The following is a 13373-nucleotide window of genomic DNA, read 5'->3' as shown; positions in this document are numbered from 1 at the left end:
TACATACCTATAAGGTTGGCAAAACCCGCGCACGTTGCAAGCGAAACGTCGTAATGCTCAGGGGGGAAGCGTCAGTTTTTGCTGTTTGAGATCCTGTTCGATGCCGTCACGGACGTCTTGCGGGATATTGAGCGCATCCCCGAGCGCATTCAAATAGCTGCGCTCCATAAAATGATCAATGTCGATTGCGGCACAACTGAGGAAGTAGACTTCCAGCGCCTCTTCTTCATTCTGAATACCCTGCGCCAGCCGCGCCGGATCAAGTGGCTGCTCAATGGCTTTCGCGACCAGTTCCCTGCCCTGACTTTCAACACCCGCTTCGCGCAACTGTTGTTCAATGGCAGCCTGTTCTTTTTCATCAATATGACCGTCGCTTTTGGCGGCGAAAACCAGCGCCAGGATCAGGCGCTCGGTACGCACATCTAGCGGCGAATGGTGCTGACCAAATTGCGGCTCGCCTTTGTGCGCTTCGCGAATACGGTCTTTGTATTTATTCCACAGCACGGTTCCCGCAACGGCTCCACCGCCCACCAACAATGCGCCAGTGCCATATTTTGTCAGCAGTTTGCGCGATGATTTGCTGGCGACCAGCAGCCCGGCTAAACCGCCCAGAGCACCTGGCACAAGCAGATTATTCAGCCCTTGCCCGTTGGAGGGTACTGCCGTCGTGGATGCGCTCTTTTGACCAAGTAGCGATTGTAATTGATTCAACCAATTCATAATGCCCTCTCGCTTACAGATGTAGGTGTGCCAAGAGTAAGCGAGAGGGGTGTCAGGAAATGTCTATGTCTGGAAAGGAAGGGAAAATTGTGTCACTGCGCTTGCGGTTGGTACTCTGCTTTTCCCGCTTTGCAGTCAACCATGACACGGTAATGGATATCGGCACTCTTACCGCGCACAGTCAGAGGCACCGTCCATTTATCATTCTTGCCAGTAATATCTTTCGGGCTGACCCAAACCACCGGATCGGCCTGACCGATTTTCTTTTGATCGTCAGCCCAACGAACGATGCGGTTTTGCAAATAATCGCGCTTGACGCTGGCGGTAATACCCGCAGCGTCAAGCCCCTCACAAGAGGGAAACTTCACGACTTTATCTGCTGCGGCCTGGTCCGTTGCGGCATACGCCGCCATGCTGCCTGCCAGCAAAAGCAGACCGGTAAAAAACCCTGCTATTTTCATGCTTATCTCCTGGTTCGTGCCCATTCAAAGCATGGTACAAATTGCTGGCGGTGCAAGATCAGGCGACTTTCGCGCGCTTCGCTGCGCTTTTGATATCCACCGCATCGGACGGTTGTTCCTCATCCGCTTCGGCAGGTGAAGCAGCTTCTTCACTTTCAGCATCAGGCAGCTTGCCTGATTTCAGGATGCCGTTGAGCGCGTCTTTTTGCTCGGCCAACCACAGCGCCATACGATCGCGCGCGTCATCTTCCAGTTCTACCGGGCCAGTACCCAGCCAGTCGCCCAGCACTTCAGCCAGATCGAGCATTTTATCGTAAGCATCAGCTTCCTTTTTGCTGGCAAAAGACATTTTTTCCTCACCTTCTCGAATGACTACGTATTTAATTTCTACCGCCATGATGCAGCCTCATTTTACTGTGTATTTATACAGCATGCTAGCGCGATGAAAAAACCACCGCAAGTGAAAAAAGACAGACGCAAACGTTTTCGTTTATACTGCGCCCAGTTTTTTTCCAATGGTACGATGCTATGACTCTTTTAGGAACAGCGCTGCGCCCTGCAGCCACGCGTGTGATGTTATTAGGCTCCGGTGAACTGGGTAAAGAAGTGGCGATTGAATGCCAGCGCCTGGGTATTGAAGTGATTGCGGTTGACCGCTATGCCGACGCGCCGGCCATGCATGTGGCGCACCGTTCGCATGTCATTAATATGCTCGATGGTGAAGCGTTAAAGACGCTGGTCGCGCTGGAAAAACCGCATTTTATCGTGCCGGAAATCGAAGCAATCGCCACCGATATGCTGATTGAGCTGGAAGCCCAGGGCCAGAATGTTGTTCCCTGCGCTCGCGCGACCAAACTGACCATGAACCGCGAAGGGATTCGCCGCCTGGCTGCCGAAGAGTTGCAATTACCGACCTCCAGCTATCGTTTTGCCGACAGCGAGGCGGCATTTCGCAGCGCAGTGTCTGAAATCGATTTGCCTTGCATTGTAAAACCGGTGATGAGTTCCTCCGGCAAAGGACAAAGTTTTATCAAAAGCGCCGACCAGCTGACAAAAGCCTGGGACTATGCACAGCAAGGCGGGCGCGCGGGTGCCGGGCGCGTTATCGTTGAAGGCGTGGTTAATTTCGATTTTGAGATTACGTTGCTGACCATCAGCGCCGTCGATGGCGTTCATTTTTGCGCACCGGTTGGTCATCGCCAGGAAGATGGCGATTATCGCGAATCCTGGCAGCCGCAGCAGATGTCCGACGTGGCGCTTGAACGTGCGCAGGAGATTGCCCGCAAAGTGGTACTGGCGCTGGGCGGCCATGGCCTGTTTGGCGTTGAACTGTTTATTTGTGGCGACGAAGTGATTTTCAGTGAAGTCTCACCACGCCCTCATGATACGGGCATGGTCACGCTGATTTCTCAGGATCTCTCCGAATTCGCGCTGCATGTTCGCGCGTTTCTCGGGCTGCCGATTGGCGCTATTCGCCAGTACGGCCCGTCCGCGTCGGCGGTGATCCTGCCGCGCCTGAGCAGCCAGAATGTCACGTTCGATAATGTGCAAAATGCCGTGGGCGCGGGCGTGCAACTGCGTCTGTTCGGCAAACCCGAAATCGACGGAACCCGACGCATGGGCGTTGCGCTGGCCGTGGCGGATGATGTCGAAAGCGCAGTAGAACGCGCAGTTGCCGCAGCATCGGCAGTGAAAGTCAACGGATAAAAAAAACCCGGTCAGCTTAACGCTACCGGGCATCTTATCATCAGGCGGGTCATGCACCCGCCTGACCCATTACTGTTTTGCGCCTTCGACTGCTTCGCGCGCCAGTTTGGTGATGCGATCGTAATCCCCTGCTTCCAGCGCATCGGCCGGTACCAGCCAGGAACCGCCGATACACAGCACGCTTTTCAGCGCCAGGTAATCGCGGTAGTTAGCCGGAGAGATACCGCCAGTCGGGCAGAAACGAACCTGAGAGAACGGACCCGCGATAGCCTGCAGCGCTTTGGTGCCACCATTCGCTTCAGCCGGGAAGAATTTGAACTCTTTCAGGCCGTAATCCATACCCAGCATTAGTTCAGAAACCGTGCTAATACCCGGGATCAGCGGGATAGAGCCTTCGGTCGCGGCTTTCAGCAACGGCTCGGTCAGGCCAGGGCTGATTGCGAACTGCGCGCCAGCAGCGGTCACTTCCGCCAGCTGCTGCGGGTTCAACACGGTACCCGCGCCGATGATGGCATCCGGCACTTCTTTCGCGATAGCGCGGATAGCGTCAATGGCACAAGCCGTACGCAGAGTCACTTCCAGAACGCGAACACCACCTGCAACCAGCGCTTTCGCCATCGGTACGGCGTGCTCCAGTTTGTTCACTACGATCACCGGCACTACCGGACCCGTTTTCAGGATTGCTTCTGCACTCGTTTTCCAGTTTTTCATCAGTGTTTTTCTCTCGCCAGAACTAAATCTTATCGTCTTAAAAAGTGATACAGGTTGCGCCCTGTTCCGCACCGGAAAGTTTTTCCCGCAGCGCGCCGAACATTTCGCGCCCTGTGCCTACGCGCATCGCGCTCAGGTCAGGAATATGCGGCTGACGCGCGGCAAGTTCGTTGTCATCAACCAGCAGCGTTAACTCGCCTGTCTGCCCGTTAACCCGGATAATATCGCCATCACTCACTTTCGCCAGCAACCCACCATCATAAGCCTCTGGTGTAACGTGAATCGCCGACGGCACTTTACCTGAGGCACCTGACAGCCGTCCATCGGTAACTAATGCAATTTTGAAACGGCGGTCCAATAATACACCAAGTGGCGGCATGAGTTTATGTAATTCTGGCATACCGTTCGCTTTTGGCCCTTGATGACGCACAACAACCACGCAATCGCGATCCAACAGACCCGCCTCAAAGGCCGGTAAAACGTCATGCTGGCTTTCGAAAATCACTGCTGGCGCTTCAATCACCTGGTTTTCTACCGGCACAGCGGACGTTTTCATCACCGCGCGACCAAGGTTGCCGCTGAGTACTTTAGTACCACCATGTTTGGAGAATGGTTTCTCAATGGTGGCGATAATGTCTTCATCCAGCGACGCGGCTGCGCCTTCACGCCAGTCCAACTCGCCATTGTTCAGCCACGGTTCGTTGGTATAACGCGTCAGACCAAAGCCCGCCACAGTGTTCACATCTTCATGCAGCAGACCGCCTTTCAGCAGTTCACGCAGCAATACCGGAACACCACCGGCTGCCTGGAAGTGGTTAATGTCCGCCGGGCCATTCGGGTAGAGGCGCGCCAGCAGCGGTACCACTTCAGAGAGTTCAGAGAAATCATCCCAGTTGATGATGATGCCTGCGGCGCGCGCCATTGCTACCAGATGCATGGTGTGGTTGGTGGAACCACCGGTCGCCAGCAGGGAAACGATACCGTTCACCACCACTTTTTCATCGATCATTTTGCCAAGCGGCATCCATTCATTGCCGTTGCCGGTCAAACGCGTGACCTGGCGGGCTGCGGCTTCCGTCAGCGCTTTACGCAGCGGTGCGTCCGGGTGAACAAAAGAGGAACCCGGCAACTGCATACCCATAAACTCAATCACCATCTGATTGGTGTTCGCGGTGCCGTAGAAGGTACAGGTTCCCGGCGCGTGGTAAGACGCGGCTTCGGATTCCAGCAGCGCCATGCGATCGACTTTCCCTTCTGCATAAAGCTGGCGGATGCGCACTTTTTCTTTGTTTGCCAGGCCGCTGGACATCGGACCTGACGGCACAAACAGCGCCGGTAAATGGCCGAATGACAGGGCTGCCATCGCTAAACCCGGGACAATTTTGTCGCAGACGCCGAGATATAACGCGCCATCAAACATGTTATGGGATAACCCGACCGCCGCTGACATGGCGATCACTTCGCGGCTCAGCAGCGAAAGTTCCATGCCATCCTGCCCCTGCGTTACGCCATCACACATTGCCGGAACGCCGCCCGCAACCTGGCCGACTGCGTTCACCGAATGCAGGGCTTTGCGAATGATGTCCGGATAAACCTCATAAGGTTGGTGTGCGGAAAGCATGTCGTTGTAGGAGGTGATGATGGCAATGTTGTTGCGCAACATGCTTTTGAGCGAAGCTTTATCATTGGGCTGGCACGCGGCAAATCCGTGCGCCAGGTTCCCACAAGCCAGGGTTGAGCGGCGTACTGTGTCGCTTTTCGCTTGTTCAATGCGCGCCAGGTAGGCTGAGCGGGTTTCGCGCGAACGTTCAATAATGCGATTTGTTACGCGTAACATTGTTGAGTTCATAGAGGCTCCTGAAATTTATCTGTTCGGGGAAACCGCGTTGACAGTGTTTTTCGTTTTGCGTAACAAGTTGAAAACACCAGAGCGCCGCGCCCCAAAGGCAAAATCGCTTCAGCCAGTGTAATAAAAAAAGCCCCGCTGGTGAATCCAGTCGGGACCTGAAAGATGAAAAATTGTGCGGATATCTGTGTTAGATCATGTTACCGGTAAAATAACGTAACCGTAATTACTCGAATTCGTTCCAGGAGCGGCCATCGCGGGTGATCATTGCCACCGACGCAACCGGGCCCCAGGTGCCGGCCTGATAAGGCTTCGGCGCATCGTTATCCGCCGCCCAGGCTTCGGTAATGGAGTCCACCCATTTCCACGCTTCTTCCACTTCATCGCGACGCACAAACAGCGCCTGAATGCCGCGCATGGTTTCCAGCAACAGGCGCTCGTAAGCGTCGGCCAGATGCGTCTCGTTGAAGGTTTCGGAATAGCTCAGATCAAGCTTGGTAGTTTGCAGGTTGTGTTTATGATCCAGACCCGGCACTTTGTTGAGAATCTGAATATCCACGCCTTCATCCGGCTGCAGACGAATAGTCAGCTTGTTCTGCGGCAGCTCCTGCCAGGACTCTTTAAACAGGTTCAGTTCCGGGTTCTTGAAGTAGACAACCACTTCAGAGCATTTGGCCGGCAGACGTTTGCCTGTACGCAGGTAGAAAGGAACCCCCGCCCAGCGCCAGTCATCAATATCCACGCGAATCGCCACGAACGTTTCGGTATTGCTGGACTTGTTCGCGCCCTCTTCTTCCAGATAACCCGGCACTTTTTTGCCCTGGGCAAAACCGGCGGTGTACTGACCGCGCACCGTTTTTTCACGCACATTAGAGCGATCAATACGGCGAAGTGATTTCAGTACTTTTACTTTTGCATCACGAATACTGTCGGCGCTCAGATCGGACGGCGGCGACATGGCAATCATGCAAAGAATTTGCAGCAGATGGTTTTGAATCATATCGCGCATCTGCCCGGCCTGGTCGAAATAACCCCAGCGTCCTTCGATGCCCACCTCTTCAGCAACGGTGATTTCCACATGATCGATAGTGCGGTTGTCCCAGTTATTGACGAACAGGGAGTTGGCAAAGCGCAGCGCCAGCAGGTTGAGAACGGTCTCTTTACCTAAATAGTGATCGATGCGGTAAACCTGGCACTCTTCGAAAAACTCGCCCACCTGGTCATTAATTTCGCGCGAGGTAGCAAGCGAAGTGCCCAGCGGTTTTTCCATCACCACACGAGCCGGTTTGGCGTTGAGTTTCGCCGCGCCAAGCCCTTTACAGATGGCGCCAAAAGTGCTCGGCGGCATGGCGAAGTAGTTGATGGTAGTGCGGTTTTTCTGATCCAGCATTTCGCCGAGGCGTTTAAATGCGGAGGTGTCGTTAACGTCCAGATTGCAGAAATCCAGGCGACTGCTCAGCTTATCCCACAGACCTTCGTCGATCTTTTCCTTCATAAAGGTTTCGAGCGCTTCGCGCACGATTTTGGTATAAGCCTCTTTATCCCAGTCGGCGCGCCCGACCCCAAGAATCCGCGTATCCGCATGAATTTGACCCGCTTTTTCCAGCTGGTACAGGGAAGGCAGCAATTTCCGGCGTGCGAGATCGCCTTTCGCGCCGAAAATGACCAGGTCACATGCCTGGGCTGTTTGTATTACCGCCATGTCATTCTCCTCAGTTGGCTATCTTGCAGCTTCTTACCAAGCTACAGTTGTAATTTTATTACGGTGCACTGTACCGCTTTTACGTAATTCCCGAAACCGTTAAGCCTTCTCAGGATGTGCGTTATTTAGTTGTGACGAAAAAACTGGGTTTTCGCCCTGATAAAGCTGGATGTTTGCCCGAGGCTTAGCGGTTAAAACCCGACTTTGATCATGTTATGAAAAAAAACAACAACATTTCTTGTCATGACTTACCTTTCTGTATCGTGCAGGGGTAATATCAAGTTAAATCGCGTTACGATTCTCACTATTGGTGTAATCGTTTTACCATGAGCGCTTTATCACCCATGAATATGCTGGAAAAAATCCAGTCTCGGCTGGAACACCTTAGTAAATCCGAACGTAAAGTCGCGGAAGTGATCCTTGCCGCGCCGGACCAGGCAATCCATTCAAGTATTGCCACGCTTGCCCAGGAAGCCGACGTCAGCGAGCCGACGGTAAACCGTTTCTGCCGCAGCCTTGATACCCGTGGCTTCCCCGATTTCAAACTTCATTTGGCGCAAAGTCTCGCCAATGGCACGCCCTATGTTAATCGAAATGTCGATGAAGATGACAGCGTTGAAGCCTACACCGGCAAAATCTTCGAGTCCGCAATGGCAAGCCTTGATCATGTGCGCCAGTCGCTGGATATGGCTGCGGTTAACCGCGCGGTGGACCTGCTGACGCAGGCGAAAAAAATCGCCTTCTTCGGCCTCGGCTCTTCGGCTGCGGTGGCGCACGACGCGATGAATAAGTTTTTTCGCTTTAATGTTCCGGTGGTCTATTCCGATGACATTGTGCTGCAACGCATGAGCTGTATGAATTGTAGCGATGATGACGTCGTTGTGCTGATTTCCCATACCGGGAGAACCAAAAATTTGGTCGAACTGGCACAACTGGCACGTGAAAACGATGCGATGGTCATTGCGCTCACGTCTGCGGGTACGCCGCTGGCGCGCGAGGCAACACTTGCTATCACTCTGGATGTCCCGGAAGATACCGACATCTATATGCCGATGGTGTCCCGTCTTGCGCAACTGACCGTTATCGATGTGCTGGCAACCGGCTTTACCTTACGGCGGGGAGCAAAATTCAGGGATAACTTGAAGCGAGTCAAAGAAGCACTGAAAGAATCGCGCTTTGATAAGGAACTGCTTATCAAAGACGATAACCATCAATAGTAATAGCTAATAAAAAAAACGGTAACATCTTACGCTATTCGGTCAGTTGCATCGCTCTTCAGCGGTGCATTTACAACCGGATTCATGTTCACGCAACACCTAGTTGTTTCAGTCAACGGAGTATTACATGTCCAGAAGGCTTCGCAGAACCAAAATCGTCACCACCTTAGGCCCAGCCACAGACCGCGATAACAACCTCGAAAAAGTTATCGCTGCGGGTGCCAACGTGGTGCGCATGAACTTCTCACACGGAACACCGGAAGATCATAAATTACGTGCGGATAAGGTGCGTGAGATTGCGGCAAAACTGGGACGTCATGTTGCTATCCTTGGCGATTTACAAGGACCGAAAATTCGCGTTTCCACCTTTAAGGAAGGCAAAGTCTTCCTGAACATCGGTGATAAATTCCTGCTCGACGCCAACCTGGGTAAAGGCGAAGGCGACAAAGAGAAAGTTGGCATCGACTATAAAGGTCTGCCTGCTGACGTAGTGCCTGGCGATATTCTACTGCTCGACGACGGTCGCGTTCAGTTGAAAGTGCTGGAAGTTCAGGGCATGAAAGTGTTCACAGAAGTCACCGTTGGCGGCCCGCTGTCCAACAACAAAGGCATCAACAAGCTCGGCGGCGGCCTTTCGGCTGAAGCGCTGACCGAAAAAGACAAGGCGGATATCGTGACCGCTGCGCTGATCGGTGTTGATTACCTGGCGGTCTCCTTCCCGCGCTGCGGCGAAGATCTCAACTATGCTCGTCGTCTTGCGCGTGATGCTGGCTGCGATGCGAAAATCGTCGCAAAAGTGGAACGTGCTGAAGCGGTTTGCAATCAGGATGCGATGGACGATGTTATCCTCGCTTCCGACGTAGTGATGGTCGCGCGTGGCGACTTGGGTGTGGAAATCGGCGACCCGGAACTGGTCGGCATCCAGAAAGCGCTGATCCGCCGTGCCCGTCAACTGAACCGCGCGGTGATCACCGCAACGCAGATGATGGAATCGATGATCACCAACCCGATGCCAACCCGTGCAGAAGTGATGGACGTTGCGAACGCCGTGCTCGACGGTACCGATGCAGTCATGCTCTCAGCGGAAACCGCTGCCGGTCAGTACCCTTCTGAAACCGTTGCCGCCATGGCGCGTGTCTGCCTGGGCGCAGAAAAAATCCCAAGCATTAACGTATCCAAACACCGCCTCGACATTCAGTTCGATAACGTGGAAGAAGCGATTGCGATGTCAGCCATGTATGCAGCAAATCACCTCAAAGGTGTAACCGCTATCATCTCTATGACAGAATCTGGCCGCACCGCGCTGATGACTTCACGTATCAGCTCTGGTTTGCCAATTTTTGCGCTATCCCGCCATGAACGCACGCTGAACCTGACTGCGCTCTACCGTGGCGTTACGCCGGTTTACTTCGACAGCGTGAACGAAGGTGTTGCCGCCGCGAACGATGCGGTGAACCTGCTGCGTGATAAAGGTTATCTGTTGTCTGGCGATCTGGTGATCGTGACCCAGGGGGACGTGATGAGTACCATTGGCACCACTAATACCACGCGTATTCTGACCGTCGAATAAGCGCGCTACTGAAATGCAAAGGCCTCTCATTGAGAGGCCTTTTTTTGTGGCTTATTTCTTCGCGTAAAGCTCTTTGCGCTTGTAAGGCTCTGTCTCACCCGGTTTGCGCGTTTTAAGCAGCTTGAGGATCCAGGTGTATTGCTCAGGATGCGGGCCGACAAACACTTCGACTTCTTCGTTCATGCGCCGGGCGATGGTGTTGTCATCTGCCGCCAGCAAATCATCCATTGGCGGCCGTACCTGAATAATCAACCGATGCGATTTGGCGTCATACACCGGAAACAGCGGCACCACGCGCGCCCGACATACTTTCATCAGGCGACCGATGGCCGGTAGCGTGGCTTTGTAAGTCGCAAAAAAATCGACGAACTCGCTGTGCTCCAGCCCGTGATCCTGGTCCGGCAGGTAGTAACCCCAGTACCCCTGACGCACCGACTGAATAAACGGTTTGATGCCATCATTACGCGCATGCAGACGGCCGCCATAGCGGCGGCGAACGGTGTTCCAGACATAATCGAACACTTTATTGCCCTGATTATGGAACATCGCCGCCATTTTCTGCCCCTGCGACGCCATTAGCATCGCCGGAATATCCACGCCCCAGCCATGCGGAACGAGAAAAATCACTTTCTCATCGTTGCTGTGCATCTCATCGATAATCTCTTTGCCCTGCCACTCGATACGCGGCAACACCTTTTCCGGGCCACGAAGTGCCAACTCGGCCATCAACACCATGGCCTGCGGCGCAGTAGCAAACATTTCATCAATGATGGCTTCCCGTTCCGCCTCGCTTTTTTCCGGGAAGCAGTAAAACAGATTGATCTGCGCACGACGACGTGCGCTTTTGCCCATTCTTCCCGCCAGGCGGCCCAGTTTGCCAAGCAGCGGATCGCGAAGAGACGGCGGGATCAGCGCGGCGCCCGCAAAAGCCAGCACGCCAAGCCAGGCACCCCAGTTGCGCGGATGGCGAAACTCGCGTTCAAATTCCGGAATGTACTCAATGTTATTTTTTTTCGTTTCCATGCATCTTCCGCAGGCCAGAGAACTCATCAAAAAAGATAATGGGATAGTGTAGCGATGCCTCATCTTTCGCACAAAAGAAAAAGCCGATGCTGAGACGGCATCGGCTTTAGACGCGCATTTGTTAAGCGAATCAGTCCAGGCGCAATTGCGGTAAGACGTCTTTAACCTGCGCCAGGTAATCCTTACGATCCGAACCGCTCAACCCTTCGGTTCTTGGCAGTTTCGCGGTTAACGGGTTCACGGCCTGTTGGTTAATCCACACTTCATAGTGCAGGTGCGGGCCGGTAGAACGCCCGGTGTTACCGGAAAGCGCAATGCGATCGCCACGCTTCACTTTCTGCCCAGGTTTAACCAGCAACTTACGCAGGTGCATATAGCGCGTGGTGTAAGTGCGACCGTGGCGGATGGCGATATAGTTTCCTGCCGCACCGCTACGTTTTGCGACCACCACTTCACCATCACCCACTGCCATCACAGGCGTGCCTTGCGGCAGTGCGAAATCGACACCTTTATGCGGCGCGACGCGCCCGGTGACCGGGTTCAGACGGCGCGGATCAAAGTTCGAGGAGACGCGGAACTGTTTCGAGGTTGGGAAACGCATAAAGCCTTTTGCCAGCCCGGTACCGTTACGATCGTAGAATTTTCCGTCTTCCGCGCGAAACGCATAGTAATCTTTGCCATCAGAACGCAAGCGTACGCCCACCAATTGGCTTTGTTCCTGCTTGCCTTCCAGCATTTCACGGGACATCAGCACGGAGAATTCATCGCCTTTTTTCAGTTTGCGGAAGTCCATTTGCCACTGCATGGCTTTAATCACTGCACTCACTTCGCTGCTGCTTAAACCGGCGTCTTTGGCGCTGGAGACGAAACTGCCGCCCACCGTGCCTTTCAACACCGCGTTCACCCAGTCGCCCTGCTGCATCTCGCTACTCATTTTGAAGCCGCTATCTATGCGGTCATAAGTGCGGGTTTCGCGGCGCGACATCTCCCAGGTCAAGCGTTGCAGATCGCCATCTGCGGTCAGCGTCCAGGAGAGCTGTTGACCAATTTTCAGGTTACGTAGCTCTTTATCCGCAGCGGCAAGTTGGCTGATATTGCCCATGTCAATGCCGTACTGATTGAGAATGCTGCTGAGCGTGTCACCGGTGGACACCACATATTCGTGAACGCCGGCTTCATTGGCTGTTTTCTCGTCCAGCTCATCTTGCGGAATATCATCGACATCGTCAGACGTCGCCTGATCAATAGGCTCACTGGCTTCGGGAAGAAGCGAACGAATTTCGTTTTTCGGCAGTTCGATGGCTTTGACAATCGGGGCCGTGGACTCGGGATGATAAACATAAGGCCGCCAGACGGCGACAGTGAGAGTAAGAACCGTAAGCGACCCCAGCATAACGCGATGGGGTCGGGGCAGATTATTAAATGCCAGGGCGACAGAGCGGGCTATCTGTTGCACGTATTCACTTCCTCGTTATTCTCCTTTCAGGCAGCTCGCATACTGGTTTGAGAGTTGGGCAAGGAACTGTGGGTAGCTCTCTGTACCTAACTTGATACCGATGCCGAGTGGATCCAACGTTCCCATTCGAACGGATGTCCCTCGGGCAACAGCTTCAACGACCGCTGGCCTGAACTGTGGCTCAGCAAAAACGCAGGTTGCTTTTTGCTCAACCAACTGTGTTCGGATTTCATGTAAACGCTGCGCACCAGGCTGAATTTCAGGGTTGACGGTAAAATGACCCAGCGGTGTCAGACCGTAGTGTTTTTCAAAGTAGCCATAGGCGTCGTGAAAAACGAAATACCCCTTCCCTTTCAGCGGTGCCAGCTCGTTACCGACTTGCTTATCGGCCCGGGCTAATGATGCCTCAAATGCCTGCAGGTTGGCGTCAAGCCTCGCTCGACTTTGCGGCATAACTTCCACTAATTTATCGTGGATTGCAACCGCCGAGAGCCGCGCAATCTCAGGGGAAAGCCACAGATGCATGTTGTATTCGCCGTGATGGTGATGTTCATCACCTTTTTCATCATGATGATGATCGTCGCCGTGTTCATGCTCGTCTTCTTCCGTCCCTTTCATCAGCAGCGTTTTCACCCCGTCAAGCTGCGCCATCACCACTTGTTTTTGTGCTGGCACTTGCTGGGCGGAGCGCGCCATGAAGGCTTCCATCTCCGGGCCAACCCAAAAGAGTAAGTCCGCGTTCTGTAAGCGTTTTACATCTGATGGACGCAGTGAATAATCATGCTCTGATGCACCATCTGGAAGTAATACTTCGGTGGTTGTTACGCCATCTGCGATGGCTGAAGCGATAAAACCCAGTGGCTTTAACGAGGTGACGACGGCGGCGTTAGCGGTTTGTGCTACACCCGCGAGAAGCGCAGCCGAAACCGCTGCGCAAAGAAGCGTATTTTTATGTAACAT

At 53.6% G+C, this 13373-nt stretch carries 12 protein-coding genes; 3 read left to right on the top strand and 9 right to left on the bottom strand.

Going from position 1 to position 13373, the window contains the following annotated elements:
* Positions 1-57: 57 nt before the first annotated feature.
* The 3 genes from AAEY27_RS09560 to AAEY27_RS09550 all read right to left on the bottom strand — a co-directional run bounded on the left by AAEY27_RS09560 (position 58) and on the right by AAEY27_RS09550 (position 1578).
* Positions 58-723 carry a tellurite resistance TerB family protein gene (locus tag AAEY27_RS09560; protein ID WP_342325527.1) on the bottom strand — a complete coding sequence of 222 codons (666 nt, stop codon included), beginning with the start codon at positions 721-723 and terminating at the stop codon, positions 58-60.
* An 89-nt stretch (positions 724-812) separates the two neighbouring features.
* A complete protein-coding gene (gene yebF, locus AAEY27_RS09555; protein ID WP_342324932.1) occupies positions 813-1181 on the bottom strand; it encodes a protein YebF in 369 nt (122 codons plus the stop codon).
* A 58-nt stretch (positions 1182-1239) separates the two neighbouring features.
* Positions 1240-1578 carry a YebG family protein gene (locus AAEY27_RS09550; protein WP_342324931.1) on the bottom strand — a complete coding sequence of 113 codons (339 nt, stop codon included), beginning with the start codon at positions 1576-1578 and terminating at the stop codon, positions 1240-1242.
* Between the two features lie 131 nt (positions 1579-1709).
* Between AAEY27_RS09550 and purT the strand changes: the two genes are divergently transcribed.
* Complete coding sequence (gene purT, locus AAEY27_RS09545) at positions 1710-2888, top strand: formate-dependent phosphoribosylglycinamide formyltransferase (RefSeq protein WP_342324930.1); 1179 nt, start codon at positions 1710-1712, stop codon at positions 2886-2888.
* 69 nt (positions 2889-2957) lie between these two features.
* On the opposite strand, the gene kdgA is transcribed toward purT, so the two are convergent.
* The 3 genes from kdgA to zwf all read right to left on the bottom strand — a co-directional run bounded on the left by kdgA (position 2958) and on the right by zwf (position 7147).
* The gene (gene kdgA / locus AAEY27_RS09540; protein ID WP_342324929.1) at positions 2958-3599 is read right to left on the bottom strand and encodes a bifunctional 4-hydroxy-2-oxoglutarate aldolase/2-dehydro-3-deoxy-phosphogluconate aldolase; all 642 of its coding nucleotides are present in this window, start codon (positions 3597-3599) and stop codon (positions 2958-2960) included.
* A 37-nt stretch (positions 3600-3636) separates the two neighbouring features.
* Positions 3637-5448: a phosphogluconate dehydratase gene (gene edd / locus AAEY27_RS09535; RefSeq protein WP_342324927.1), complete on the bottom strand. Its 1812-nt coding sequence runs from the start codon at positions 5446-5448 to the stop codon at positions 3637-3639.
* A gap of 223 nt (positions 5449-5671) precedes the next feature.
* On the bottom strand, positions 5672-7147 hold the full coding sequence (gene zwf, locus AAEY27_RS09530; RefSeq protein WP_342324926.1) for a glucose-6-phosphate dehydrogenase: 1476 nt from the start codon (positions 7145-7147) through the stop codon (positions 5672-5674).
* A 344-nt stretch (positions 7148-7491) separates the two neighbouring features.
* Here zwf and AAEY27_RS09525 point away from each other — a divergent pair, with 344 nt between their 5' ends.
* Positions 7492-8364, top strand: a complete 873-nt coding sequence (locus tag AAEY27_RS09525; protein WP_342324925.1) for a MurR/RpiR family transcriptional regulator — start codon at positions 7492-7494, stop codon at positions 8362-8364.
* 127 nt (positions 8365-8491) lie between these two features.
* A complete protein-coding gene (gene pyk, locus AAEY27_RS09520; protein ID WP_342324924.1) occupies positions 8492-9934 on the top strand; it encodes a pyruvate kinase in 1443 nt (480 codons plus the stop codon).
* 51 nt (positions 9935-9985) lie between these two features.
* Here pyk and lpxM read toward each other — a convergent pair whose 3' ends face one another.
* The 3 genes from lpxM to znuA all read right to left on the bottom strand — a co-directional run bounded on the left by lpxM (position 9986) and on the right by znuA (position 13373).
* Positions 9986-10957, bottom strand: a complete 972-nt coding sequence (gene lpxM / locus AAEY27_RS09515) for a lauroyl-Kdo(2)-lipid IV(A) myristoyltransferase (protein ID WP_342324923.1) — start codon at positions 10955-10957, stop codon at positions 9986-9988.
* Positions 10958-11087: 130 nt separating this feature from the next.
* Positions 11088-12413 (bottom strand): murein DD-endopeptidase MepM, encoded by a 1326-nt coding sequence (gene mepM / locus AAEY27_RS09510; protein WP_342324921.1) that lies wholly within the window; start codon positions 12411-12413, stop codon positions 11088-11090.
* A gap of 15 nt (positions 12414-12428) precedes the next feature.
* Positions 12429-13373, bottom strand: a complete 945-nt coding sequence (gene znuA / locus AAEY27_RS09505; protein ID WP_342324920.1) for a zinc ABC transporter substrate-binding protein ZnuA — start codon at positions 13371-13373, stop codon at positions 12429-12431.

It is taken from the genome of Kosakonia sp. BYX6 (assembly GCF_038449125.1).
GTDB lineage: Bacteria > Pseudomonadota > Gammaproteobacteria > Enterobacterales > Enterobacteriaceae > Kosakonia > Kosakonia calanthes.
The sequence above is the reverse complement of the archived record's forward strand: the minus strand, read 5'-3'. Positions and strand labels throughout refer to the sequence as shown.